Origin of the sequence: Streptomyces africanus, assembly GCF_002150735.1 — a bacterium.
Taxonomy (GTDB): Bacteria; Actinomycetota; Actinomycetes; order Streptomycetales; family Streptomycetaceae; genus Streptomyces; species Streptomyces africanus.
Window position 1 is genome coordinate 1 of sequence record NZ_MUKA01000148.1, and the last position, 24,433, is coordinate 24,433.

22 protein-coding genes and 2 tRNA genes are annotated in these 24,433 nt (G+C 71.3%); 15 read left to right on the forward strand and 9 right to left on the reverse strand.

Annotation, left to right across the window (positions count from 1 at the left end; translation table 11 throughout):
- Positions 1-268, reverse strand: a 268-nt coding sequence (locus CCL05_RS47515) for a DsbA family protein (protein WP_425275927.1), incomplete at its 3' end; no start/stop codon positions are given.
- A gap of 52 nt (positions 269-320) precedes the next feature.
- On the opposite strand from CCL05_RS47515, the gene CCL05_RS19295 reads away from it, so the two are divergent.
- Together CCL05_RS19295 and CCL05_RS45240 are read left to right on the forward strand one after the other, a co-directional pair.
- Positions 321-764, forward strand: coding sequence for a hypothetical protein (locus CCL05_RS19295; RefSeq protein ID WP_086561740.1), 444 nt, complete (start codon positions 321-323; stop codon positions 762-764).
- Between the two features lie 152 nt (positions 765-916).
- Positions 917-1,093 carry a hypothetical protein gene (locus CCL05_RS45240; RefSeq protein WP_167409583.1) on the forward strand — a complete coding sequence of 59 codons (177 nt, stop codon included), beginning with the start codon at positions 917-919 and terminating at the stop codon, positions 1,091-1,093.
- Between the two features lie 84 nt (positions 1,094-1,177).
- Here the strand turns inward: CCL05_RS45240 and CCL05_RS19300 are convergent, their stop codons facing one another.
- A complete protein-coding gene (locus CCL05_RS19300) occupies positions 1,178-1,738 on the reverse strand; it encodes a CGNR zinc finger domain-containing protein (protein WP_086561741.1) in 561 nt (186 codons plus the stop codon).
- Between the two features lie 355 nt (positions 1,739-2,093).
- Positions 2,094-2,507 (reverse strand): SsgA family sporulation/cell division regulator, encoded by a 414-nt coding sequence (locus CCL05_RS19305; protein WP_004002642.1) that lies wholly within the window; start codon positions 2,505-2,507, stop codon positions 2,094-2,096.
- A gap of 191 nt (positions 2,508-2,698) precedes the next feature.
- On the opposite strand from CCL05_RS19305, the gene CCL05_RS19310 reads away from it, so the two are divergent.
- The 7 genes from CCL05_RS19310 to CCL05_RS19340 all read left to right on the forward strand — a co-directional run bounded on the left by CCL05_RS19310 (position 2,699) and on the right by CCL05_RS19340 (position 10,361).
- Entirely contained in the window at positions 2,699-3,157 is a 459-nt protein-coding gene (locus CCL05_RS19310) for a TIGR02611 family protein (RefSeq protein WP_086561742.1), read from the forward strand.
- Positions 3,158-3,236: 79 nt separating this feature from the next.
- Positions 3,237-3,308: transfer RNA gene (locus tag CCL05_RS19315), tRNA-Val, on the forward strand.
- A gap of 425 nt (positions 3,309-3,733) precedes the next feature.
- Positions 3,734-5,023 carry an ABC transporter substrate-binding protein gene (locus CCL05_RS19320; protein WP_086561743.1) on the forward strand — a complete coding sequence of 430 codons (1,290 nt, stop codon included), beginning with the start codon at positions 3,734-3,736 and terminating at the stop codon, positions 5,021-5,023.
- Positions 5,023-6,024, forward strand: a complete 1,002-nt coding sequence (locus tag CCL05_RS19325; protein WP_167409584.1) for a carbohydrate ABC transporter permease — start codon at positions 5,023-5,025, stop codon at positions 6,022-6,024. The genes CCL05_RS19320 and CCL05_RS19325 overlap by 1 nt, the downstream gene beginning before the upstream one ends.
- On the forward strand, positions 6,021-6,914 hold the full coding sequence (locus CCL05_RS19330; protein ID WP_086561744.1) for a carbohydrate ABC transporter permease: 894 nt from the start codon (positions 6,021-6,023) through the stop codon (positions 6,912-6,914). The genes CCL05_RS19325 and CCL05_RS19330 overlap by 4 nt, the downstream gene beginning before the upstream one ends.
- A gap of 7 nt (positions 6,915-6,921) precedes the next feature.
- A complete protein-coding gene (locus tag CCL05_RS19335; RefSeq protein WP_086561745.1) occupies positions 6,922-7,512 on the forward strand; it encodes a hypothetical protein in 591 nt (196 codons plus the stop codon).
- Between the two features lie 113 nt (positions 7,513-7,625).
- Positions 7,626-10,361, forward strand: a complete 2,736-nt coding sequence (locus CCL05_RS19340; protein ID WP_086561746.1) for an exo-rhamnogalacturonan lyase family protein — start codon at positions 7,626-7,628, stop codon at positions 10,359-10,361.
- 50 nt (positions 10,362-10,411) lie between these two features.
- Here the strand turns inward: CCL05_RS19340 and CCL05_RS19345 are convergent, their stop codons facing one another.
- From CCL05_RS19345 to CCL05_RS19360, 4 genes are all read right to left on the reverse strand, one after another.
- Positions 10,412-10,618 (reverse strand): hypothetical protein, encoded by a 207-nt coding sequence (locus tag CCL05_RS19345; RefSeq protein ID WP_086561747.1) that lies wholly within the window; start codon positions 10,616-10,618, stop codon positions 10,412-10,414.
- An 11-nt stretch (positions 10,619-10,629) separates the two neighbouring features.
- Positions 10,630-11,988: a type III PLP-dependent enzyme domain-containing protein gene (locus CCL05_RS19350; protein ID WP_086561748.1), complete on the reverse strand. Its 1,359-nt coding sequence runs from the start codon at positions 11,986-11,988 to the stop codon at positions 10,630-10,632.
- Between the two features lie 245 nt (positions 11,989-12,233).
- Positions 12,234-13,658, reverse strand: a complete 1,425-nt coding sequence (locus CCL05_RS19355) for a PucR family transcriptional regulator (protein ID WP_143589911.1) — start codon at positions 13,656-13,658, stop codon at positions 12,234-12,236.
- Positions 13,659-14,022: 364 nt separating this feature from the next.
- Complete coding sequence (locus CCL05_RS19360; RefSeq protein ID WP_086561750.1) at positions 14,023-16,437, reverse strand: SCO7613 C-terminal domain-containing membrane protein; 2,415 nt, start codon at positions 16,435-16,437, stop codon at positions 14,023-14,025.
- 61 nt (positions 16,438-16,498) lie between these two features.
- Between CCL05_RS19360 and CCL05_RS19365 the strand changes: the two genes are divergently transcribed.
- Together CCL05_RS19365 and CCL05_RS19370 are read left to right on the forward strand one after the other, a co-directional pair.
- The gene (locus tag CCL05_RS19365; protein ID WP_086561751.1) at positions 16,499-16,945 is read left to right on the forward strand and encodes an SRPBCC family protein; all 447 of its coding nucleotides are present in this window, start codon (positions 16,499-16,501) and stop codon (positions 16,943-16,945) included.
- Between the two features lie 39 nt (positions 16,946-16,984).
- Positions 16,985-17,056: transfer RNA gene (locus tag CCL05_RS19370), tRNA-Val, on the forward strand.
- Between the two features lie 57 nt (positions 17,057-17,113).
- On the opposite strand, the gene CCL05_RS19375 is transcribed toward CCL05_RS19370, so the two are convergent.
- A complete protein-coding gene (locus CCL05_RS19375) occupies positions 17,114-17,842 on the reverse strand; it encodes a 3'-5' exonuclease (protein WP_086561771.1) in 729 nt (242 codons plus the stop codon).
- A 168-nt stretch (positions 17,843-18,010) separates the two neighbouring features.
- On the opposite strand from CCL05_RS19375, the gene CCL05_RS19380 reads away from it, so the two are divergent.
- The 4 genes from CCL05_RS19380 (at position 18,011) to CCL05_RS19395 (ending at position 22,529) form a co-directional block, all read left to right on the forward strand.
- Entirely contained in the window at positions 18,011-18,577 is a 567-nt protein-coding gene (locus CCL05_RS19380) for a DUF4365 domain-containing protein (protein WP_086561752.1), read from the forward strand.
- Positions 18,574-19,809: a hypothetical protein gene (locus CCL05_RS19385; RefSeq protein ID WP_086561753.1), complete on the forward strand. Its 1,236-nt coding sequence runs from the start codon at positions 18,574-18,576 to the stop codon at positions 19,807-19,809. Before CCL05_RS19380 ends, CCL05_RS19385 begins: the two co-directional genes overlap by 4 nt.
- 93 nt (positions 19,810-19,902) lie before the next feature.
- Positions 19,903-21,879 carry a threonine--tRNA ligase gene (gene thrS / locus CCL05_RS19390; protein ID WP_086561754.1) on the forward strand — a complete coding sequence of 659 codons (1,977 nt, stop codon included), beginning with the start codon at positions 19,903-19,905 and terminating at the stop codon, positions 21,877-21,879.
- A gap of 89 nt (positions 21,880-21,968) precedes the next feature.
- Positions 21,969-22,529 (forward strand): HIT family protein, encoded by a 561-nt coding sequence (locus tag CCL05_RS19395; protein ID WP_086561755.1) that lies wholly within the window; start codon positions 21,969-21,971, stop codon positions 22,527-22,529.
- 142 nt (positions 22,530-22,671) lie between these two features.
- On the opposite strand, the gene CCL05_RS19400 is transcribed toward CCL05_RS19395, so the two are convergent.
- Positions 22,672-24,339 (reverse strand): hypothetical protein, encoded by a 1,668-nt coding sequence (locus tag CCL05_RS19400; RefSeq protein ID WP_086561756.1) that lies wholly within the window; start codon positions 24,337-24,339, stop codon positions 22,672-22,674.
- Positions 24,340-24,433: the final 94 nt, after the last annotated feature.

The window sequence follows — 24,433 nt, forward strand, 5'->3', positions numbered from 1 at the left end:
CCAGGGGGAAGTGCCGCAGCCGCAGCTCCAGACGGTTGCCGTAGCGGGCGCGCAGGGCATGGAGGTCGTCCAGTGCGGTGCGGCAGTCCGGGCACTGGAGGTCGCACCAGACCTCGAGGACGGGGGCGGCGGCAGGGGCAGGGGAGGAGTCGCTCATGCCGACATTCTCCCAGGCCGTACACCCGCAGCGGCACCTGCGGAGGAGGCGACCCGGAGATCTCCCTGATGTCGGGCCGGGGCATGGCCGCCCGGGGTGCGGCGGGTGCAGGATGGAAGGGACGAAGTGCCCCTGCCCGACCGCGCCACGCCTGGAGGACCGGATGATTGCCGAGACCGTCTGTTCCGCCGTGTCCGCGGCAGGCCTGGGCATCGCGGCCGTCACGGCGTACCGCAAGCGTTTCCTCGCGGCGACCCGCATCGCGGCGTACTCGCTCGTGCCGATCGGCCTGGTGATGACGGGCGTCGTCGAGTGGCTGGCCGACACCGCGCTGAGCCTGACCGCCTGGGCGGGCTTCGGGGTGCTCGGTCTCGCGTGGCTGCTGTTCATGACCACGCGGGTCGTGGAGCGCCGCCGCGGCGGCACCCGCAAGGAGCGCAAAGCGGCCCGCGAGGCGGCCCGGCCGGATGCGGTGGCTCCGGCGGCTTCGGCGCCCTCCCTGGGTCAGGGCCAGGGGTCCCGCCCGGCCACCCGGCCGGCCTCGCCGGCCCGGGGTGACGACGACTTCAGCGATATCGAGGCCATCCTCAAGAAGCACGGCATATGAAGGCCGCGCGCCGGCCGAATCGTCACAGTGGGTCCGAGGGCGCGCGGAAATGATCACAACCTGAACCGGACCTCGCGGAATCGGCGCACACCCGTACGGAACGAGGCCGCTGATCGCGTCCGGCCGGGCGACTGCGTCATCATCGCCGCGAGATGCTGGACACGACGGAACAGAGCGACCCCGCACCGCCGCAGCACGAGCCTCGTCCCCGGCGGGACGAGCCACGTGGTTGCCTCTTCGCCCTGTCCCAGCCACCGCTCATGATCTTCCTTGCGGTGATCGGGACTCTGCTGCTCATGGCCTCGTTGCACGATCTGCTGTTGCTGTGAGCCGTACCCGCGGTACCCGGCGCCACCCGCCGGGACCGCGTCGGCATCGGCGATCCGCCCGCCACCCGCCCCCGCGGTGGCGGCTCAGCCCGCCGCTTCCTTGCGCCGCGCCCGGTACGCGGCCACATGCAGGCGGTTCCCGCAGGTCCGGCTGTCGCAGTAGCGCCGCGAGCGGTTGCGGGACAGGTCGACGAAGGCACGCCGGCAGTCGGGCGCCTCGCACCGCCGCAGCCGCTCCTGCTCCCCGGCGACCACGAAGAAGGCCAGGGCCATCCCGCAGTCGGCGGCCAGGTGGTCGGCGATGGAGGCGCCGGGGGCGAAGTAGTGCACATGCCAGTCGTAGCCGTCGTGGTCCGTGAGCCGGGGTGTGGTGCCCGCGGCGGCGACCAGCTCGTTGATCTGGCCGGCGGCGGTCCGGGCGTCGGGGGCGGCGAAGACGGCGGCGAACCGCCCGCGGATCTTCCGCACCGCCGAGAGGTCGAACTGCGAGAGCACTCCCACATCGCTGATCTCGTGGTTTCGTACGAAATCCGCGAGGGTCGCCACGTCCGGCAGCCCGTCCGGTGCCGTGTCGTCCTCCGGTGCGGTGTTCACCAGATCGACCACGGTGTCGAGGGCGCACCGGGTGTCGTGGGTGATCAGCACGATTCGCTCCCTGGCGTGGGGGTCGGGCGGGCGCCCGCCGATGCTGGCCGATGGTAACGGCTCCACTCCCGCCGGACCGCCCTCATGCCCGCACATGGCTTCGAATAGAACGCCCCCGGGCACGCCATGGTTCCCGCCCGCCCTCCGGGCGGCGGAAAGCCCCGCACCGGGCCTCCGCCCGGCGGGACACCCGAGCCGGAACGGCCGCACACCCGAGCTGGACGGCCGTACACGCGAGCCGGCGCCGCACCGCGTGATCCGCGGTGCCGGCGCCGGTGTATCCCATATGCGGTTGTCCAGGCCCGAGCCGTCTCCCCGAGTCGACGGCGCCGGGCTGCTCGGTGAGCGCCTCGCCCTAGCTTTCCGCCAGGATGTGCGAGAGCTCCTGATCGAGGTCGAAGTGCCGGTGTTCCGTGCCGGGCGGCACGGCGGCGTCGGTCCGCTTCAGGAAGGACTCCAGGGCCCGTGCCGGGGCCTCGAGCAGGGCCTCGCCCTCCGGTGAGCTCAGGGCGATGCACACGACGCCCTGGCCGTGACTGCGCGACGGCCAGACGCGGACGTCGCCGGTGCCCGTAGGGCGGTGAAGCCCCTCGGCGAGGAGGTCGCGGGCGAACACCCACTCGACGGTCTCCTCGGCTCCGGTGTGGAAGGTGGCGTGCACGGCGTAGGGGTCGGCCGTGTCGTACCGCAGGCCTGCGGGGACAGGCAGGGAGGACTCGCTCGACACAACGAGGCGCAGGTGCAGCTCGCAGCTGACCGTGGTGTTCATAAGCGCCAGGGCCTTTCGCTCAGTGTGCGCTCGGGGATTCGCACGTCGGCGAAATCGACATGCCACCTACGGTGCCGTTGTAAACCCCTCTGAGTGTTTTGCGTGCCTTTACGTAACTCTTCCGGCCGAGAGATCGTTCGCGCCGTGCGTCCATTCCGGTGACTGGTTTCGCTCGGGTAGTGTTTGCCCGTATGAATACGGGGAGTGACGAGCCGGGCGAGGTGGCCGTGGCGGCGGACGAGACGGGGACGGACGGGGTGCGCGGCGAGCAGGAGCGGGCGCTCGGCTCACGGGCGCCGGAATTCGTCAAAGCGCGTCGGCTGCTGCACGTGAGCTGGCAGGTCGGCATCTTCATCATCGGGCTCGCGGTCGTCGTGGCGGGCATCATCATGCTGCCCCTGCCCGGACCGGGCTGGGTCGTGATCTTCGGCGGCATGGCGATCTGGGCGACCGAGTTCGTATGGGCCCAGCTGGTGCTCCGCTGGACCAAGCGGAAGGTCACGGAGGCCGCGCAGCGCGCCCTGGATCCCAAGGTGCGGCGCCGGAACATCATCCTGACGAGTATCGGGCTGGTGATCGTGGCCGTACTGGTCGGTGTCTACGTGTGGAAGTTCGGCATCGTCATGCCGTGGAAGATCAAGGACCAGTGAGCCGCGGCGGGGGTGCCGGCGGCCGCCGTCTCCTGGTCACAGGCACCCTCTGACATGGGGTAATGTTCTTCCTGCGTCCGGGCGATTAGCTCAGTGGGAGAGCGCTTCGTTCACACCGAAGAGGTCACTGGTTCGAACCCAGTATCGCCCACCCGGAACGGCGGCCCACCTGCGACTGCGCAGGTGGGCCGCCGTCGTTCGATGCCAGACCGCCTCGCGCGGGTGTCTCCCGTCCCGTGCCGTCGAACGTCCGGTCGGCGTCCTCCTCAAGGACGCAAACCGGTCACCTTCCGTCCGGCCCCGCACCACTCGCCCCGGCGTCGCCTTTCGGTCGCTCCCGAAAGCCGTGCGGGCGACCCCGCCCCGTTCGGCCCACCGACCGCATCGGCCTCACCAGTCACATCATCCCGGCGGACCCGGCGTGCCACCGCCCCGCCCCGCCTCGCCGCCGGCCCGCTCGGTAAGAAATTCTTGTCCGAATCATTGACGCACTCTCAGCCCCTCCGTACCTTGTGCCAGCAAGCGCTTACTTGAAACGATTCATGCGAGCGGGACGATGTGCGGGGAGGGCCAACCGTGGTGAACGGCAGGAATGTTGAGAGACGTACGATTCTGAAGGCGGCCGGGGCCACGGCGGCCACGCTGGGGCTGGCCGCGACCACCGGCTGCGGTGGCGACGGAGGGACCTCCGCGGACGGGACGGTGACGATCCGTTACGCGTGGTGGGGTGCGGAGGACCGCGCCGAGCGCATCAACAAGACCATCGCGCTCTTCGAGAAGAAGTACCCGAAGATCAAGGTGAAAACGGACTTCCAGCCTTATCTCGACTTCTGGAAGAAGTTCAACACCCAGGCCTCGGGCGGAAATCCGCCGGACGTCTTCCAGAATGCCATCGGGTTCCTGCGCAAATACGACGCGAAGAACGTGCTGCTCGATCTCAGCGAGCAGGTCAAGGCCGGCAACCTCCGGATGGACGGATTCCGCGCCGGGCTCGAGAAGTTCGGCGAGATCGACGGCAAGCTCCTCGGCGTTCCGGTCGGTTCCAACTCGATGGCCCTGGTCATCGACAAGCCCGTCTTCACCCGGGCCGGTGTGAAGCCGGAGCAGGGCTGGACCTGGGACGACTTCGACGCGGCGATGAAGAAGATCCGCGACAAGACGGGCCGGGCCGGCGACAGCGGCATGTACGGCGTCATGTACCTCTACGACCCCTATCTGCGCCAGCAGGGCAAGGCGTTCTTCACCGAGGACGGACTCGGCTTCACCGAGGCAGATCTGAAGGAGTGGTGGACGAAGGCCAAGAAGGGCGTCGAGGAGGGCGTCTACGCCGACCCCAAGAAGGTCGCGCAGATCAAGCCCAAGTCGGCGGTCGCGGCGGAGCTCGCCGGCGGCGAGTTCACCTGGGACAACTTCACCGTCCGTTACACCTCCGAGGGCAAGAGCGAGTACGGCCTGGCGCCCATCCCGACGACGGACGGAAAGAAGACCGGCCAGTACCTCGGCTCCCTCATGCTGAGCGCCTCCAAGCGCACCCAGCACCCCAAGGAGGTCGCCCAGTTCATCGACTTCATGGTGCACGACCCCGAGGTCGCCAAGATCATGGGCTACGACCGGGGCGTGCCCGCGACGCAGGCCCAGTTCGACGCGTACAAGCCGACCGACCCGGTCAACAAGGCCATAGCCGCGTACGAGCAGTCCCTCGTCGAGGCGGGCGTCCTGGAGCCCATCACCCCGCACCCCGAGGGCGCCGACATCTGCGAGGCCGCGTTCCTGCGCATCTCCGAGGAGATGGCCCTGGGCAAGCGGTCGGTGGACGACGCCGTCAAGCAGTTCTTCACCGAGTCGAAGACGGCTCTCGGCAGCTGATGGGAACCACCGTGACACACGCCCCTGCGATGGAGGGCCTGTCCCAGGACTCCGAGCCGCGGCACGGTCCGGTGAAGCCCGCGCGCCCCGCCGCCCTCAAGCGGCGGCGGCGCCGGGAGAACCTGGCCGGCTATCTCTTCATGTCCCCCTGGATCGCCGGGTTCCTGCTGCTCACAGCGGGCCCGATGGTCGCCTCGCTGTACTTCGCGTTCACCGACTACAACCTGTTCGACGCCCCCAAGTGGATCGGCCTCGACAACTTCTCCGAGATGTTCGGCGATCCCCGCTGGCGTCACTCGGTGCAGGTGACCCTGTGGTACGTCGCCGTCGGAACGCCGCTCAAGCTGCTCGCCGCCCTCGGGGTGGCCCTGCTCCTCGCCCAGAAGCGGCGCGGACAGGCCTTCTACCGGGCCGCCTTCTACGCGCCGTCGCTGATCGGTGCGAGCGTCTCCGTCGCGATCGTCTGGAAGGCGATCTTCTCGGACGATGCGATCGTGGACCGTGCACAGCAGGCCCTCGGGATCGACGCCGGCGGCTGGACCGGCGACCCGGACATGATCATCTACAGCCTGGTGGCGCTCACCGTCTGGCAGTTCGGCGCCCCCATGGTCATCTTCCTGGCCGGCCTCAAGCAGGTACCACGCGAGCTGTACGAGGCGGCCGAGGTCGACGGGGCCGGCAAGCTGCGACGGTTCTGGAACATCACCCTGCCGATGATCTCCCCGGTGCTCTTCTTCAACGTCCTGCTGGAGACGATCCACTCCTTCCAGATCTTCAGCTCGGCGTACATCGTCGGCGGCGGCGCCGGAGGCAACGCCTGCGGGCCCGCGGACGGCTCGATGGTCTACACCTGCTACCTCTACGTCCAGGGCTTCGAGAACAGCCGGATGGGCCTGGCCTCCGCCATGGCCTGGATGCTGCTGGTCGCGGTCGCCCTGGTGACGGCGGTGCTGTTCTGGTCCCAGAAGCGCTGGGTGCACTACGAGGAGGGCGCCCGATGAGTGCGCAGGCCACCGACATCACTCCGGCTCCCTCCGCGCGAGCGGGCGGGCTGCGGCACAAACTGCCCGGATCCCTCGCCTGGCACATCGGCTCCCTGCTGGTCCTGGCGGTGATCCTCTACCCGGTGATCTGGGTCATCGGCGGCTCGTTCAAGAAGAGCGAGGACGTCGTCGGCAGCCTGGACCTCTTCCCGGGCGACCCGATCATCTCCAACTACACCAGCCTCGCCGACGGCATCGCCGACATCTCGATCTCCACCTTCTTCTACAACTCGCTCTTCCTCGGGGTCGGTTCGGTGATCGGGATCCTGGCCTCCTGCTCGCTGACGGCGTACGCCTTCGCGAGGATCAGGTTCGCGGGCCGCAATCTGCTGTTCACGCTGATGATCGGCACCCTCCTGTTGCCGTACCACGTGCTGCTGATCCCGCAGTACGTGCTGTTCCGCAACATGGAGATGATCAACACCTACACACCGCTGCTGCTCGGGAAGTACCTGGCCACGGAGGCGTTCTTCGTCTTCCTGATGGTGCAGTTCATGCGCAACATGCCCAAGGAGCTCGACGAGGCGGCCCGGCTGGACGGCTGCGGGCACTTCCGCATCTACTGGTCGATCATGCTGCCGCTGTGCCGCCCGGCCCTGATCACCAGCGCGATCTTCACGTTCATCAACTCCTGGAACGACTTCATGGGCCCGCTGATCTACCTCAACGAGCCCGACAAGTACACGGTCTCGCTCGGCCTGAAGATGTTCGTGGACCAGGACGCCGTGGCCAACTACGGCGGCATGATCGCCATGTCGCTGGTCGCGCTGCTGCCGGTGCTCGCCTTCTTCCTGGCCTTCCAGCGCTATCTGATCGACGGCATGGCCACGTCGGGTCTGAAGGGCTGAGGTGAGCATGGCCGGGACCCGGGTGAAAGCACGGGGCGAGTCGTTGCTCGCCGAGCGGTTCGCGGTGTTCGCCGAGTGCCTGCTGACCGGTGTGTGGATCGCGGTGGCCTCGCTCGGGGTCGTCACGTATCCCGCCGCGTTCGCCGCGGGTGCGCGGCACCTGCGGCGGCGTACCGCGCACGAGGGCGGTGGCCGGCGGGAGTTCGTCGAGGACTTCCGCACGGCCGTGCGCGGGGGGTGGCTCGCCGGGCTCGCCGGGTGGGCGGCCGTGGCCGCGGTCTGGGTGGACGTCCAGGCGGTCCGGGCGGGGATTCCCGGCGGGCCGCTGGTCGGAGCCGTCGGCGTGTGCGCGCTGATCGCCCTGGTCGTGGCCGGGCTGCGCGCGGCCGCGGTCTGGGAGCCGGGGGCCCGCTGGCGGACGCTGCTGGCGGCGGCCTGGCGCCGGACCGTGCTCGACCCGGCCGGATCCTTCCTGATCATCGGCGGACTGGCCGTGGTGGTCGTGTCCGCCTGGTTCGCCGCGCCGCTGGCGGTCCCCGTCCTCGGGGCCGTCGCGGCGGCGGCCGTAGCCGTGGAGGAGCGGTACCGGCGCCGCTGACCGGCGGTTCCTCCCCTGTCGGGTCGGCGCCCCGGGCGCCGCACCCTCTCTGTCATGCCCCTGACCAGCGCACGGAATCGCTTCCCGCACGGACGAGGAAAGGCAGCAACGCCATGTCTCCCATCCCCCGCAGATCCCTTCTGAAGGCGGCCGCCGTCGCCGGAGCCGCCGCCCAGTTCAGCTGGGCACTGGGAGCCCGGGACGCCCAGGCCGCCCCCGGAGCCGAGGCCGCCGACGCCGACCCGGTAACCCTCGACTGGCTGGAGGACGGCGGCCTCGGCGCGGCCCCCGGCTCCACCGTCGGCGTCCCCTGGCCGAAGGGCGCCTACCAGAAGGACCAGACCTTCGCGCTGACGGACGCGGACGGCAAGGCCGTACCCGTGCAGTCCTGGCCCATCGCCTACTGGCCCGACGGCTCCCTCAAGTGGACCGCCCACGCGGTCGGTTCGGGCGACGGCAAGCTCACCCTCACCGCCGGGACGCCCGCCGCACCCGAGAAGAAGGTCACCGTCGACAAGAGCGGCGGCACCATCGACATCTCCACCGGCGTCATCACGGCCAAGATCGGCACGTCCGGCTCCACCGTCGTCAAGTCGGTCAGACGGGGCGCGACGGAGATCGCGAAGAACGGCCGGCTCGTGCTGATCCGCCAGCCCGAGATCGAGGACGAGGACCAGGGCGCGGTCAGGACCGAGCGCTTCGACGGCACCGTCGACAAGGTCACCGTCGAGCAGGAGGGCCCGGTCCGCGCGGTCGTCCGCATCGACGGCAAGCACCGCAAGGGCAGCCGCAGCTGGCTGCCCTTCTCCATCCGGCTCTACTTCTACGCGGGCGCCGACTCCTTCCGCATGGTGCACACCATCACCTACGACGGGAAGCAGGAGCCCGGCAAGGCGAGCGGCGACTTCGTCCGCGGCCTCGGCGTCCGCTTCACCGTGCCGATGCGCGACGAGTCGTACGACCGCCACATCCGCATCGGCGGCGAGGGCTCCGGCCTGCTGCGCGAGGCCGTCAAGGGCATCACCGGCCTGCGCCGCGACCCGGGCGCGGCCGTGCAGGCGGCGCAGTACGAGGGCAAGAAGCTGCCCGACCCGGCCACCTGGGACCAGCGGGTCACCACCCGGCTCCAGTACATACCCGAGTGGGGCGACTACACCCTCTCCCAGCTTTCCGCCGACGGCTTCACTCTGCGCAAGCGCACCAAGAAGGGCCACGGCTGGATCGCGGCCGGCGGCGGCCGGCGCGCCTCCGGCTTCGGGTACGTCGGCGGGGTGAGCGGCGGATTCTCCTTCGGCCTGCGCGACTTCTGGGAGAAGTTCCCCGCCCAGCTCGACATCCGGGACGCCCACACCGACGAGGCCGAGGTCACCCTCTGGCTCTGGTCCCCCGAGGCCCAGCCCATGGACATGCGCTTCTACCACGACGGCATGGGCCAGGACACCTTCCCCGAGCAGATCGAGGGCCTCAACATCACCTACGAGGACTACGAACCCGAGTTCGGCACCCCGTACGGCATCGCCCGCACCTCCGAACTGCTCTTCTGGGCCAACGAGTCCACCCCGAGCGCCGAGCGGCTCGCCGAGCAGGTCGAGGCCGTCCGAGTGCTCCCGCAGCTCGCCGCCCCGCCCAAGCAGCTGATCAAGGCGGGCGTCTTCGGCAAGGGTCTGTACGCCGAACCCGACCGCTCCACCCCCGCCAAGGCCAAGATCGAGGACCACCTCGACTTCCTCTTCACCTACTACAAGGACCAGGTGGAGATGCGCCGGTGGTACGGCTTCTGGGACTACGGCGACATCATGCACACCTACGACACCGTCCGGCACCAGTGGCGCTACGACATCGGCGGCTATGCCTGGGACAACTCCGAGCTGTCGCCGGACCTGTGGCTCTGGTACGCCTACCTGCGAAGCGGCCGCTCGGACATCTTCCGCTTCGCCGAGGCCATGACCCGGCACACCGGCGAGGTCGACGTCTACCACCTGGGCAAGTGGGCCGGCCTCGGCACCCGGCACGGCGTGCAGCACTTCGCCGACAGCGCCAAGCAGCAGCGCATCGCCAACACCACGTACCGGCGCTTCTACTACTTCCTCACGGCGGACGAACGCGTCGGCGACCTCATGCACGCCAACGTCGACTCCGACGAGACGTTCCTGGTCCTCGACCCCCTGCGCAAGGTCCGCACCGACCCCTACACCCCGGACCGGCACGCCTTGTCGGTCGGTTTCGGCACGGACTGGAGCGGCTTGGTGTCGGCCTGGCTGACCGAGTGGGAACGCAAGGGCCCCAAGTGGGAGAAGGCCAAGGCGCGCGTGCTGTCGACGATGGAGGGCATCGCCGCCCAGCCCAACGGCTTCGTGCAGGGCAGCGGGCTGTACGACCTCGACACGGGCAAGTTCGCGGTCGCCGACAAGCCGGTGGTGTCGGTCTCGCACCTCTCCGCCGTCTTCGGCCTCAACGAGCTGTGCGCCGAGCTCATCGACCTGGTCGACATGCCGAAGTTCAACGAGGCCTACTTCGACTACTGCCGCTACTTCAACGCCACCAAGGCCGAGCAGAAGGCCCGTTACGGTTCCGACTTCGGCTCGCTGCTGCTGTTCCAGGGCCACTCGCGCCTGGACGCCTACACCGCCGTGCAGACCGGGGACACCAAGCTCGCCCAGCGGGCCTGGGACAAGTTCTACAACTCCGACGGCTACAAGGAGTCGTCGCCCTGGAAGACGGAGAAGCTGAGCGGACCGGCCACCCTGGTGCCGGGCAGCGGGGCCGCGTGGGTCTCCACGAACGACACCGCGCTGTACGGCCTCGCCGCCATCGAGAACCTGGCGCTGCTCGGGGACAAGATGCCGTAGCGGGGGACCGGACGAGCGGATCCCGTGGCGAGGCATCGGGATCCGCTCGTCTAGTCGATGATCTGGTTGAAGAACAGGACGGCCGGGGCCACCACCCCGGCTCCGACGCTCACCGCGACCGGCCACACGTTGCCGGCCAGCGCCGCCAGAACAGTGGCACCGATGCCGACCAGGGCTGCCAGCAGGAAGACGATCGCGGCGCGCTGACTGAGGAGCGGTCCGTCCCGGCCGGGCCCTCGACGGTCGGTCTGTGCCACCTCGGCGCTCCCTACCCGACGCCGTGAGCGGGCTCGTGCGCCCGTTGCCGCAGGGGCGCGCCGCTGTCACCCAGGACGGGCGCCGGCACGTCCCACGGGTCCTGCGCGGGACGCAGGAGTTCGAAGTGGACACGGCCGTCACCGCTCGACCGGACCCCGTGCACAGCGGGTTCGGGCAGGCTGTTGTAGTGGAACGGCGTCGAGAAGTAGTAGGCGCCGGTGTCCGGGACGGCGATGAGGTCGCCGGGTTCCAGGAGCGGCAACGCGCGGTCGCGCGCCAGCAGGTCCCCGGCGAAGCAGGCGGGGCCCGCGATGTCCTGGCGGACCGGTCCGCCCCGTTTGACCCTCCCGCTTCCGTCATGCGCCTCGATCCGCAGGGGCCAGGCGTCGGGATTGAACACGGTCCGGGTGGCCACCTGCACACCGGCGTGGGTGACCGCGATCGGCCGGCCGCCCATGCTCTTCGTGTACTCGACGTACGCGGCCGTGAACCCGTTCTTGGCGAGGACGGAACGCCCGAACTCGGTGACGATCTCGTACCTGCCGGAGAACAGCGCGGGCGCCTGGGCACGCAGCTGCCGGACGTACGTGGCGAAGGTGGGCGTGGTCTCGTCGTCGGCGAAGTTGACGGGCAGTCCGCCGCCGATGTCGATGCCGACGACCTGGCGCCGGCCGAGGGAGGCGTTGACCTCCTCGGCGAACTCCACGGCCTGCGCGACCCCGCCGGCCATGAGGTCGAGCGGGCAGCCCTGCGACCCGGCATGCGTGTGCACCCAGGTCAGCCACGGGTGGTCGTGGTAGGCGCGCAGCAACCGCCGCCGGCTTCCCGGGTCCGCCAGGGGGACGCCGAACTTCGAGGTGCTCGTCGCCGTGCTCATCGCGGCGATGCTGCCGCCGCCGAGCTGGGAGTTGACGCGCACCCCGATCCGCGACACCGGGACGCGGCCGCCCAGCGCCCGGTCGATCCTGGCGAGTTCCTGGTAGTTGTCCGCGTTGACGGTCACGCCCAGGTCCAGGGCGCGCCGCAGTTCGGCCTCCGTCTTGGCCGGCGAGTCGAAGACGATCCGCTCGGGCTCGAAGCCAGCAGCCAACGCACGCGCCAGTTCACCCGCGGTGGCCACCTCGCAGCCCATGCCGAGCCGCCGCAGCTCCGCCAGCACCGGCACCAGGCAGTTGGCCTTGGCGGCGAACGCGTGCAGCACACGCGGCGAAGAAGGGAAGGCGCGGTGCAGGGAGCCGACCGTCGCGGCGACGCCGTCGAGGTCGACGAAGGCGGCCAGCTGGGACCGCTCGGCGTCCAGCAGTCCCTGCCGTACCGCTTCCTGGAGGATCCGTTCGCGCCGCTCGGCGGCGGGGGTCGGTCCGGTCATGGTGAGCCCTCCGGTGACGCACAGCACCCGGGACGGCCCCGGGGTGGAGTACCAGGCTGCTGTCCGCGCCGGGACGGCGTCTTCGTCGAGTCGTCAAAGACGCCGGCCTCGCCCACGGCGGTGGAACGCAACAACCCCCGTCTCACGCAAGGGCGTTGTGCGGTACGACCAAGGCGAGGCCTTTCGATGGTGGCCGCGGCCAAGCGACGGGCGGCACGCGCGCGCCCGCACTCGGTGCCGGTCGCTCAGGGGCGTGTGCCGTCGGCGTCTTTGTCCAGACGCAACTGGAGCTGGGCGAGCAGCCGGGCGTCGGGGCTGTCCAGGTCCAGCCCCGACACCTGCGTGATCCGGCGCAAGCGATAACGCAGGCTGTTGGCATGCACGCCCAGCGTGCGCGAAGCGGCGGCGACGTCGCCGAAGTGGTCGAGGTAGGCGCGCAGGGTCTCCATCAGGCAACTGCCGTTGTGATCGGCGTCGAACGCCCTCAGCCGGTGCACCGAGGTCCGCGGTGGCAGCGCCACCTCGCGCAGGGCGCCGACGACCTGGAGGATGCCCACCGTGTCCGCGACGTCCTCGCTCCGCGCGACGGCGCGTGGTCCGGCGGCCGCGATGAGAGCCTGGAGGGTCTGCTCGGCCGACCGGCGTGATTCGGGTGCCCGTGCCAGCCCGGGGACCACGTCGCCGAGCCCCACCTTCACCGACGTGCCGAGCGTCACCGAAAGCTGTTCGGCCAGCGATTCCCCCAGCCGCGACACCTGGCCGCCGGCCCGCCCCGGGTCGCGCTCCAGCCCGCCCAGCAGCACCAGGAGCCTGCCGCCCGCCGGGACCACCACGACTCGGTGGCCCAGAGCCGCGCAGTGCAGGGCCAGCAGCCCGTACAGTCCGGACGGGTCGTCGTCGCCGTGGCGGCCGGAGCCGGTTCCCACCGCCAGGACGGCACAGGGCTCCCGGGGCGGCAGCGAGGCCCGCTCCGCGAGCACCTCGACGGATCCGCGGTCCTCCAGCAGTGCCCGAGCCGCGTCCTCCACCAGGCGGCTGTCCGAGCTGTGGGTGCGGTGATGCAGCAGATGGGCGGCGGCGGCCCGGGACGCCGCGCGCAGCGTCTCCGAGGCGTTCGGGGACAGCGGGCGGCCGGCGACCGCCGCCACCCAGATGGACCCCAGTGCCTCTCCGCCCGCCCGTACGGCACCGACCAGGCGTTCCGGGTCCTGACCGTGGGCCGGCCGGTGCAGCACGTCGTCCGCACCCCACAGTGCCTGGAAGAACCCCGCCTCCCGCATGGCCGCCACCCGCCAGGGCGGCACGCGACGACCGAGGATGGTCAGTCGTCGCATCTCGTCCACGTTCTCCTCGGTGGAGGAGTACGCCAGCACCCGGGACTCCGTGTCCTCGATGGTCACCGAGCCTCCCACCAGGGCCGCCACCGCATCGGCCAGGGAGTCCAGATCACCGAGGCGCACGCCGCTGGTCGCGGGCACCGGGGGAACGCCCGCCGAGGCCAGCCCCGCCCGCAGTATCCCCACGAGTTGGGCCCAGGTGCACCAGGCGGTACGGAAGAGCACCGCCGTGCCGCACTCCTCCGCGGCCGCGTGCAACGCCTGCGCGGTGGGCTCCGGCCGCCCCGGGCCGAACACCACACCGGCCGCACCCGCCTCGCCCGCTCGGCGCACNNGTGCGCCGAGCGCGGGTCGACGCCGACCGCGAGCAGTAACTCCCGCGGCCTGATCACGGGTTCCAGGGCGTCCAGCACATGGACGCCGGTGACGCTCGTCCGCAGCCCCTCCGGGGCCGTGTGCAACTCCACCGCTCCCACCCCCACCACCGAGAGCAGGTGCTCCAGTGTTCCTCGGTCCTCGGCGCCCGTGCCCCGCCCCGCCGATTCCTCCAGGTCCGCCATGATGTCTCCCCCCGGTCCCGCCCGACCGCGTCGCCTGTCGTCGGCGGCCGATCGGAAAACGTATGACATCACGTGCCTTGTCCGCAGTCGATACGCCCATACGGCACGCAGAGGCACCGACAGCGGGAGCACCAGGGCTAGTTCATCCTCCCCAGGGCCTCCCGCACCCGCCGGACGTCCCGGATCCGCTGCTCGTACGTCGCCCCGAGTGCGAGCAGCAGGAGTCCGGCGAGGGCGGGAGGCGCCCAGCGGGGGAGTGCGCCGGTCACCTGCACGACGTACGGGGCGAGTTCATGCAGCGTGACCAGGGCGAGCACCGAACCGCCCAGCACCAGGGGTGCCTGCACGTGGTGCCGGGCACCCAGCAGGGTGACCAGCAGGGCCGCCGTGCCCAGCAGCAACGGCCGCGTCCAGTGCGGATCACCCCAGGCCGCCACGAGGCTCGGCAGGAGGGTGGCGGCGAGCCCGGGGCCGTAGGCCGTCCAGGAGGAGGCCCGCGGGTCGCGGCGCCTGCGCAGGGCGCCGACGAGCAGCGCCGGAACGGTCACCGGGAGCGTGTACGCCTCCGGGGTGCCGACCTCCCACGCGGCCAGACGCACCCAGGCGGCCAGCACGAACAGGGCGGTGGCCGCGTAGCCTGCGGGACGGCGGTCCGGACGCAGGGCCGTGCCCGCGGTGATGACGCCGCACGACGCCAGCACCAGGGCGAGCAGCGGCGGATCGGTAACCGCGAGGCCCACGGCCAGCAGGCCGGCAAAGGCTCCCGCCGCCTCGACCGGCACCGTCGCGCGGGACGCGGCGAGACGCGGCGCGAGCAGGGCGGCGGCCATGGGAACGGCCAGGACCAGCAGGGCGGTCCGGGCCGGCGGCCAGTCCGCGGCGGCACCCGTTGCCGAGGCGAGGGCGGCGGCGTGCACCAGGGCGGCCGGGGCCGTGACGGAGACGAGGTTCGACCGCCACGAGGCCGCGGCGAACAGGGCCGTCAGCAGGGACAGCACCACGAGTGTCGCGCTCTGGGAGGCGAGGGAGACCAGGGTCAGGTCGACGGCCGTGACGAGGGCCAGGACGAGGGCCGTGATCCGCGCGCCGGATGCCGTGGTCCGGCCCAGGTACAGCGCGGCCGCTGTCGTGACTCCCAGGACCGCCATCCCCGCGAGGTAGGCAACCGCGAGGATCGCCGGAAGCAGCAGCACCGCGGTCCACAGCAGACCCAGCGCACCGAGCCGGGCCCGCGGACGCCACCGCTGCGCGCGGACCGCCAGGGCGAGCACGGCCGCCACGCCCAGGAGAACCAGGGGAGCCGCCACCGCGTCCGCCGGCCAGGGCGTCTCGACGGCCACCGCGGCCCGGGCGTCCGACGGCGCCCCGCTCCACACCCGGCCCAGCCACCCGGCCGGCCCCAGCACCACCACGGCGACGACGGGCAGCGCCCACAGCACGGCCAGCGCCTGCACGGCGCCGGAGGCCCAGGCACAACCCTGCCGCAGCGCCTCGGGCAACCGGCCGGCCCGTACGGCCGCCAACAGGGCGATCCCGCAGATGAGATACGCCGGCACCGCCCACTCCGACGGCACCGCGGAGCGCGCCACCCCGCCGAGCGCGCCCACGGTGAACAGCCCCGAGGCGATCGTCAGCCCCAGAGCGTGCGTCGCCCCCGGGCCCCGCCACGCCGCACCCAGCGCGATCGCCGCCGCGAGCAGGAGCAGCGCCCCGGCCCGGGCGGCAGCGCCCGGACCGTCGGCCGTCACCGACAGCCAGCCGGCCCCCAGAACACCCCAGCCGCCCGTCCCGTACGCGCCGACGACCGCGCAGATCCGTACCGAAGCAGCCGGCACCCGCAGTGCCACCACCGCGTCCAGCCCGGCCGTCACCAGCAGCGCGGCACTGATCGCGTACGGGTCCGCGCCGGCGGACAGGGTCCACAGCAGCAGCGGGAACTGGGCCGCCGCCAGGGCGCCGGGCAGGGGCAGCCGCAGCGCGGCCGTGGCCGGCAGCAGACCGTACACCGCCCAGATCACGGCCAGCACCGCCGTGGCGGCCGCCGCGTATCCGGTCCCGTCCGTCCCGGCGAGGGCCGCCTCGTGCAGTGCGTACGCGTCGAGGACGGTCAGGGCCAGCCCGAGACCCGCCACCGACTCGGCCGTCGACCGCAGCCCCCGCCTCAGCAGCACCGCGGGCACCGCGAGCGCGGCCAGCGTGACCGCGCCGAGCACCAGCGCCCGCCCGGCGATCCCCATGTGCCCCCAGCTGACCAGCGTGAACACCGCCGCCGCGAGCGTGAGCAGCACACCGCCGAGCACCAGGAGGATGTTCTGCACGCTGGGTGCGGCGGTCTCCGGGCGGGGCGGTGCGGCGGACGGCGGCCGCGCCTGGGCCCCGGCCTGCTGCTGCGTCTGGTGCAGGGCCGTGATCAGCCAGGCGCGGCGGGCCAGCAACTGGGTGCGCCGGGACTCCAGTTGCCGCAGTGCGGCATCGAGGAGCCGCAACTCCTCGGCCGGGGGCGGAAGGTGCGTCATGACCGGCAGTGTGGTCCGCGTCACCCCGTACGGCATGAGTGCGGATACTCAGCCGCGTACTCAGACCATCCGCACCGGGAGTGGGCAGACTGCCGTCATGGACTGGAACCACTACCGCTTCCGCAGCCTGTGGAGCCTGCCCGCGCCGCCCGCCGCCGTGTACGCGGCCCTGGAACGCGCCGAGGACTACCCCCGGTGGTGGCGCCAGGTCCGGGAGGTGACCCGGCTCGACGAGACGACGGGCGTGGTCCGGGTCCGCTCCGTCCTGCCGTACGACCTGACCTTCACGGCGCGGGAGGCGCGACGTGATCCCGGGGCCGGGGTGCTGGAGATCGCCTTGTCCGGGGACATGGAGGGCTGGGCGTGCTGGACGCTCGCCCCGGAGGGGGCGGGGACTCTCGTGCGGTACGACCAGGTCGTCGACGTCCGCAAGCCGCTCCTGCGGCGGCTCGCCGTGCCCTGCAGGCCCGCCTTCCGGGCCAATCACCGGCTCATGATGCGCGCGGGAGAGCGCGGACTGGCCCGGCACCTCGAAGCGGTTTGAAGGAAGCATGCCGGGACCTGTATTGTTCAGTGCGTTCCCGGGCGATTAGCTCAGTGGGAGAGCGCTTCGTTCACACCGAAGAGGTCACTGGTTCGAACCCAGTATCGCCCACCGGAAACAGCCGGTCCGTCTCAGACGGACCGGTTTTTTCATGCCCGCACCAGGTGCTCAGGCCGCCGCCGGCAGACCCGGGCGCAGTGGCCAGGCCGGGTCGACCGATTCCTCCACGCCGCTGCGCGCGAACCACGCCTGGAGCCCCCGGGCCTGCGCCGCGTGCCACACAGCCTGGAGCGTGTGCAGCTCACCGGGGGCGAGGCGCTCCAGCCGCGACGCGAAACGGCGGCCCACCGCCCGCGTGACCTCCAGCGCCGCCAGGGCGTCGGCCGCCGCGTCGTGCGCGCCCTCCAGGGCGACGCCGTAGTGCGCGCACAGATCGGTCAGGGTGCGGCGGCCCTTGCGGTAGCGGTCCAGGTGCTTGTCCAGGACCCTCGGATCGAGCACGCACAGCGGCGCCGACTCGAACCAGCGGCCAAGGGCCGAGGCGCGATGACGGCGCAACTCCCGGTCGAACAGGGTCAGATCGAACGGCGCGTTCATCACCACGACCGGGCGGCCGACCTGCGCCTGCTCGGCGAGCGCCTCCGCTATCTCGAACATCACCGGCGCCGGCCACCGGCCGTTGCGCTGCAGGTGTTCCTCCGTCAGCCCGTGCACCGCCGTCGCCTCGGCGGGCACCGGCACGCCCGGGTTCACCAGCCAGCGGCTGACCCGGGGCCGGATGCCCGGCGCGTCCTGGACGACGACGGCGGCCGACACGATGCGGTCGGTCTCGACGTCCACGCCCGTCGTCTCCGTGTCGAAGGCGGCCAGCGGCCCTTCATACCAGCACGTCGTCATCGCCACACAACCCCTCGTTCACCGTCGGCAGTTGACGCACCGTCCGCTGCCCGATCCGGTGATACCCGGCCTGTTTGCGCCGTACGCCGGACGGAGACAACAGGAGTACGGGTCGACGCAGTTCAACGGCCCGCACGGGGACTCAACTGTTCCGGAAGGCTGTTGGCCATGGCCATAGCGCAGCCCGAACGGGGTGGGCTGCTGCCCGAGCGCACGGCCCCCTCCCGCGGCACTCTCGCCACCACCGCCTGCATGGAGACACTCCAGGTCGGCTATCTGCACGCCGTCGCGGCCGCCGCCGGCTGCTCGCTCTCCCAGCCGTTCCCGGACAACGGCATCGACTGGCACGTCAGCCACAGCGCCCCCGGGCACACCGTCGACGACGAGGTGACCATCAAGGTGCAGCTCAAGGCCACGTACCAGGTGCCGCCCGACCCACCGGGCCGCACCTTCGCCTTCACGCTCGACAACGACCACCTGGCGAAGCTCGCCCGCACCCCCGTGTCGGTCCACAAGATCCTGGTGGTGATGCTGGTGCCGCGCTCCCAGGACGACTGGCTGCGCGCCGGCCACGACCGGCTCGACCTCAGGCACTGCTGCTACTGGACCAACCTCGCCGGCCAGCCGATCACCGGCCGCCGCCGCACCACCGTGCGGATACCGACTTCACGCATCTTCGACGACCGGGCGCTGTGCGAGATCATGACGCGGGTCGGGACGGGAGGGAAACCGTGACGCACCGCCCGACCGAGGAGCCACTGAGGCCCGTGCGGCCCCACCCCGTCGACACCACCTTCAGCGGCGCTCCGCCCGAGCCCGCGGACGTCGACCCGGCCGTGCTCGGCGCCCTGCTGCACCGGCACGGCTGGCGGCGGCGCGGCGGCGCCCCGGGCCGCTACGGCCGCTGGACCCCGCCCGGCCCCGGCGGCACCGGCACCAGCCTCCTCGTGCCCGAGAGCCGCGCCTTCCCCGACAGTGACGACCTGCTCGGCGAGGCCCTGCTCGCCCTGTCCCGCAGCGCCTCGCCCTCCGCCCGCGAGGTCCTGCTCTCCCTCGCCGTCCCCAGCGACGAGATCCGCTGGTGGCAGGACGTCCCCGCCGGGCCCGCCGGTGCGGCGCCCTGGACCGCCGAGGACCGGCTGCGCACGGCCGCCCGCCGGATGCTGCTCGCGGCGGCGCTCGCCACCCGCGCCCGGGCCGGTTACCACGGCGCCCGGCACCGCGGCTCCGCCGCCGCCTCCCTGGACCACGTCCTCGTCGGCCCCGCGACGGCCGGCCGGCTCACCGCCTTCGTGCCCGTCGCAGACGGCCGCCCTCTCGCCGTCCGCCTCCACCAGGCCCTGTACGCCGCCCGCGAGGCCATCGACTACCAGCGCGCCGCCGGCGGCATGGACGCCTTCGACGCCGCGGTCGAGGCCGGGGTGAGCCACGAGCTCACCGAGGCCCTCGTCGCCCTCGTCCGGGGCACGGAGGGCGCCCGGATCACCGTCGAGTGGGCCCCGGCCGCCGGTGTGCCGGAGGGCTGCGCGCCGTCCGCCGAGCCCGTCGAGTTCTCACCCGGTGACCTGCCCGTGCTGCGCGAGGCGGGCGCCCGCTACCTGCGCGAGGAACCCGCCGTACCGGTGCGGATCACGGGAGCGGTGACACGGATGCGCAGGTCGGGACCGCGCGGCGAGGGCACCGTACGGCTGCGCGTGCTGGCCGGGGCCGACGTACCGAACGTCCGGATCACCCTCGACGAGGAGGGGTACCGGATCGCCGGGCACGCCCACCTCGTCGGGCTGCCGGTGCGGGTCCAGGGACGGCTGGAGAGCCGGGGCGGCTTCCGGCGCCTGACCGGCGCCCACGGCGTCGTACCGGTGCAGGTCGACGACGCCGAGCGGGACCGCCTCATGAAGGCGCTGCAGGAGAACGCCGGGATGGCGGCCTTCTTCGAGGAGGCCTGCGGAGGGGACTGCGGGGACTGATTTCGCGGTGGGCGGTCCGGGGTCGGTACGATCCATACTCGTGCGCGCGCTCCGGTATGGCGCCGCGACCCCACCTTCAGTCAGGAGAGACCGGTGTCAGACGTCCGTGTGATCATCCAGCGCGATTCCGAGCGGGAAGAACGCGTGGTGACGACGGGCACTACGGCCGCCGAGCTCTTCGCCGGCGAGCGCTCGGTCATCGCCGCGCGCGTGGGCGGCGAGCTCAAGGACCTGTCGTACGCCCTGGCCGAGGGCGACGAGGTCGAGGGCGTCGAGATCTCCTCCGAGGACGGCCTGAACATCCTGCGCCACTCCACCGCGCACGTCATGGCGCAGGCCGTGCAGGAGCTCTTCCCCGAGGCCAAGCTCGGCATCGGCCCGCCCGTCAAGGACGGCTTCTACTACGACTTCGACGTCGAGAAGCCGTTCACGCCCGAGGATCTCAAGGCCATCGAGAAGAAGATGCAGGAGATCCAGAAGCGGGGGCAGAAGTTCGCCCGCCGCGTGGTCACCGACGAGGCCGCCCGCGAGGAGCTGGCCGGTGAGCCGTACAAGCTGGAGCTGATCGGCATCAAGGGCTCCGCCTCCTCCGACGACGGCGCGGACGTCGAGGTCGGCGCCGGCGAGCTGACGATCTACGACAACCTGGACGCCAAGACCGGCGAGCTGTGCTGGAAGGACCTCTGCCGCGGCCCCCACCTGCCGTCGACCCGCGCGATCCCGGCGTTCAAGCTGATGCGCAACGCGGCCGCCTACTGGCGGGGCAGCGAGAAGAACCCCATGCTCCAGCGCATCTACGGCACCGCCTGGCCGACCAAGGACGAGCTGAAGGCGCACCTGGAGTTCCTCGCCGAGGCCGAGAAGCGCGACCACCGCAAGCTCGGCAGCGAGCTCGACCTGTTCTCCATCCCGGAGCAGATCGGCTCCGGCCTCGCCGTCTTCCACCCCAAGGGCGGCATCATCCGCCGGGTCATGGAGGACTACTCCCGCAAGCGGCACGAGGAGGCGGGGTACGAGTTCGTCTACACCCCGCACGCGACGAAGGGGAAGCTCTTCGAGACCTCGGGCCATCTGGACTGGTACGCCGACGGCATGTACCCGCCCATGCAGCTCGACGAGGGCGTGGACTACTACCTCAAGCCCATGAACTGCCCGATGCACAACCTGATCTTCGACGCGCGCGGGCGCTCCTACCGTGAGCTGCCGCTGCGCCTGTTCGAGTTCGGGACGGTGTACCGGTACGAGAAGTCCGGCGTCGTGCACGGCCTGACCCGGGCCCGCGGCTTCACCCAGGACGACGCGCACATCTACTGCACGCGCGAGCAGATGTCCGAGGAGCTCGACAAGCTGCTCACCTTCGTGCTGGAGCTGCTGCGCGACTACGGCCTCAACGACTTCTACCTGGAGCTGTCCACCAAGGACCCGGAGAAGTTCGTCGGCTCGGACGAGGCCTGGGAGGAGGCGACCGAGACCCTCCGCCAGGTCGCCGAGAAGCAGGGCCTCCCGCTGGTCCCGGACCCGGGCGGTGCCGCCTTCTACGGCCCGAAGATCTCCGTCCAGACCAAGGACGCCATCGGCCGCACCTGGCAGATGTCGACCATCCAGCTCGACTTCAACCTGCCGGAGCGCTTCGACCTGGAGTACACGGCCGCGGACGGCTCCAAGACCCGTCCGGTCATGATCCACCGCGCCCTGTTCGGTTCGATCGAGCGCTTCTTCGCGGTGCTCCTGGAGCACTACGCGGGCGCCTTCCCGGCGTGGCTGGCCCCGGTCCAGGCGGTCGGCATCCCGATCGGCGACGCGCATGTCGAGTACCTGGAGAAGTTCGCCGCGGCGGCCAGGAAGCAGGGCCTGCGCGTCGAGGTCGACTCCTCGTCCGACCGGATGCAGAAGAAGATCCGCAACGCCCAGAAGCAGAAGGTGCCCTTCATGGTCATCGCGGGCGACGAGGACATGTCCCACGGGTCCGTGTCCTTCCGCTACCGCGACGGCTCCCAGGAGAACGGCATCCCGTTCGACGAGGCCATCGCCAAGATCCTCAAGGTCGTCGAGGAGCGCGCCCAGGTCTGACCGCACGGCGCGACCACGCCCCGAGCGAACCGCGCACGGGCCCCCGGGAGATCCCGGGGGCCTTTGCCGTACCCCCAGGTCGACGCCATATGCTGCACTGCATGACGAGTGAGCCGGAGCAGCAGCTGGGAGTGGGGACGCAGGACGCGTTCCAGCGTCTGTGGACGCCCCATCGGATGGCCTACATCCAGGGTGAGAACAAGCCGACCGGCCCGGGCGCCGGCGACGGCTGCCCCTTCTGCTCGATCCCGGCCAAGTCCGACGAGGACGGGCTGGTCGTCAGGCGCGGCGAGCAGGTCTACGCGGTGCTCAACCTGTACCCGTACAACGGCGGGCACCTGATGACCGTGCCCTACCGGCACGTCGCCGACTACACCGACCTGACGGCGGGGGAGACCGCCGAGCTCGGCGAGCTCACCAAGCAGGCGATGACGGCCCTGCGCACGGCGTCGGGCGCCCACGGCTTCAACATCGGCATGAACCAGGGCTCGGTCGCCGGCGCGGGCATCGCGGCACACCTGCACCAGCACATCGTGCCGAGGTGGGGCGGCGACACGAACTTCATGCCGGTGGTCGGCCACACGCGGGTGCTGCCGCAGCTGCTGGCGGACACCCGGAAGATGCTGGCGGAGGCCTGGCCTACGGTTTAGCCTGCGGGCAGTGGTGCCTCCCCCAGTGCCTTAAGGGCCTGGGAGGTGCCCCCAGGGCGGCACGGGTGGGCGCGGCGGCACCTCGCAGCGCCGAGCTGCGCTCCCACCCCCGCCCCAGCCGCAACGCCGGGCACCTCAACGACTAGGCGTCATAGACATCCGCCTTCTTCGGCGAAGCCTCCTGCACCGCCCCACTGAGCGCCGCCGACCTGGACCCGAACTTCTCCACGTCCACCCCGTTCTCCCGCAGCACCTTCAGCGCCGCCGCATGCACCACCCGCAGCACGGGCGTCGCCGCCCGCAGCGCATCGTCCGCCATGAACCGATGCCGCCACGGCTGGTCCGCCCACGCGTGCCGCAGACCGAACGGCTCCGGGAGCGTCAGGCTCCCGCCCAGCCAGTTCAGCAGCGGCGGATACCAGGTCAGCGGGGCGCGTGCGGCCAGGCGTACCACCTCGTCGGCGTCGATCAGGGGCATCTTCACGGTGCGGGTCTCCCAGAAGCGCAGAGACTTCTGGACCGTCTTCTCCTTGGCCGCCGGCTTCTCGTTGAACAGGGAGTTGACCGGCCCCAGCGCGTGCCCGGTGACCTCGATGCGCAGGGTGTCGTGCAGCACCGTCACCGTGATCAGCATTGTGATGACCAGGTGGCCGTCCCACAGGGTCCACTGCACACCCAGATAGTGCCGGTCGCCGCTGCCGAACTGCTGCTTGTTGCAGATGTCCTGTATGGCGTGCGTCCGCACCGTGTACGCGTCGACGTCCGCGCCGCTCGGCCGGGACACCTCCGTCGCCTTCTCGCCGATCGGTGTGACGATCCAGTGCGTGATGGACGGTTTGGGGAAGCCGCCGGTGTTGATGGACGTGCGCTCCAGCATGCCCAGGCCGCCCTGGATCGCCACGATGACGTCCCAGCTGCGGAACGGGTGGAAGTCCTTGCCCGGCTCGGCGGACACCAGCTCCTCGGCCAGCTGCCAGCTGCCCCACCGCGTGCCCATGCCGAGTATGCCCTTGGGCCCGGCGTAGAAGACCGAGTTGGACCGCTGCTCGGCGCTCAGGCGCGCCAGCTCCTTGCGGACCTGCTCGGCCGCGTCGCCCGGGTTGCCGGGCACCGCCTCGGGGATCTTGGCACCCACACCGCCGCCCGACAGCAGGCTCGACCAGCGCTCCCTGAGGTCCCGGGCCGTCCGCTCGCAGATCTGCTTGGCCCAGAACCAGCCGACGACCGGCATGACGACCGCCGCGCGCCCGTACAGGGCCCAGAATCCTTCGAACGGCATGCGGATCAGGAACAGCGCGGCGAGCGCGGCCACGGCGACCAGCAGGGTGGTGGCGAGGGCGCCGGCCCGCTTGTCCTCGCGCTTGGCCATGGTGGTGCGCAGCGTGAACACCAGCAGCCACACGAGGAATCCCGGCAGGAAGAGCACCCCGCAGATCACCGTGATCGCCGAGAGCCAGTTGTCGCGGTCGCGGCGGATGCGGTGGGCCGCCAGGCAGTGCTCCACGACGACCTGGGGTTCGATGCCGAAGGACTGGATGACCGGCTTGCGCCCGGCGCCCAGCATGCGGTCGATGACGGCGCGGGAGAACGCCTCGCCGAACCTGGGGCGGAAGATCTTCGCCCAGGAGCGCGGCGGGGTCACCTTCGACTGGTGCCACTCGTTGTCGGCGTCAAGGATCTTGGCGACCTCGTCGTCCCGGTACGCCGCGGCGGCCAGCGCGTAGGTCGCCGCGGTCTGGCCGCTCGCACCCGCCAGAGGCACCTGGGCCCCCGGGCTGAAGTCAAATCCGTCCGTCACTGCCGCCCCCATCGCTGCCGCTTCCGCATCAAGCGGCCTTCCCGAGTTCCGCGCTCCGCACACCTGTTGATCAGGTCATCAGCGTATCCGCAGGCACCGACATGCG

What these genes read in the sequence shown, in the direction of transcription:
- CCL05_RS19295 (WP_086561740.1), top strand. Translation starts at nt 321, where the DNA reads ATGATTGCCGAGACCGTCTGTTCCGCCGTGTCCGCGGCAGGCCTGGGC.
- CCL05_RS45240 (WP_167409583.1), top strand. Translation starts at nt 917, where the DNA reads ATGCTGGACACGACGGAACAGAGCGACCCCGCACCGCCGCAGCACGAG.
- CCL05_RS19305 (WP_004002642.1), bottom strand. Translation starts at nt 2,507, where the DNA reads ATGAACACCACGGTCAGCTGCGAGCTGCACCTGCGCCTCGTTGTGTCG.
- CCL05_RS19310 (WP_086561742.1), top strand. Translation starts at nt 2,699, where the DNA reads ATGAATACGGGGAGTGACGAGCCGGGCGAGGTGGCCGTGGCGGCGGAC.
- CCL05_RS19325 (WP_167409584.1), top strand. Translation starts at nt 5,023, where the DNA reads ATGGGAACCACCGTGACACACGCCCCTGCGATGGAGGGCCTGTCCCAG.
- CCL05_RS19330 (WP_086561744.1), top strand. Translation starts at nt 6,021, where the DNA reads ATGAGTGCGCAGGCCACCGACATCACTCCGGCTCCCTCCGCGCGAGCG.
- CCL05_RS19335 (WP_086561745.1), top strand. Translation starts at nt 6,922, where the DNA reads ATGGCCGGGACCCGGGTGAAAGCACGGGGCGAGTCGTTGCTCGCCGAG.
- CCL05_RS19340 (WP_086561746.1), top strand. Translation starts at nt 7,626, where the DNA reads ATGTCTCCCATCCCCCGCAGATCCCTTCTGAAGGCGGCCGCCGTCGCC.
- CCL05_RS19350 (WP_086561748.1), bottom strand. Translation starts at nt 11,988, where the DNA reads ATGACCGGACCGACCCCCGCCGCCGAGCGGCGCGAACGGATCCTCCAG.
- CCL05_RS19360 (WP_086561750.1), bottom strand. Translation starts at nt 16,437, where the DNA reads ATGCCGTACGGGGTGACGCGGACCACACTGCCGGTCATGACGCACCTT.
- CCL05_RS19365 (WP_086561751.1), top strand. Translation starts at nt 16,499, where the DNA reads ATGGACTGGAACCACTACCGCTTCCGCAGCCTGTGGAGCCTGCCCGCG.
- CCL05_RS19375 (WP_086561771.1), bottom strand. Translation starts at nt 17,842, where the DNA reads ATGACGACGTGCTGGTATGAAGGGCCGCTGGCCGCCTTCGACACGGAG.
- CCL05_RS19380 (WP_086561752.1), top strand. Translation starts at nt 18,011, where the DNA reads ATGGCCATAGCGCAGCCCGAACGGGGTGGGCTGCTGCCCGAGCGCACG.
- CCL05_RS19395 (WP_086561755.1), top strand. Translation starts at nt 21,969, where the DNA reads ATGCTGCACTGCATGACGAGTGAGCCGGAGCAGCAGCTGGGAGTGGGG.
- CCL05_RS19400 (WP_086561756.1), bottom strand. Translation starts at nt 24,339, where the DNA reads ATGGGGGCGGCAGTGACGGACGGATTTGACTTCAGCCCGGGGGCCCAG.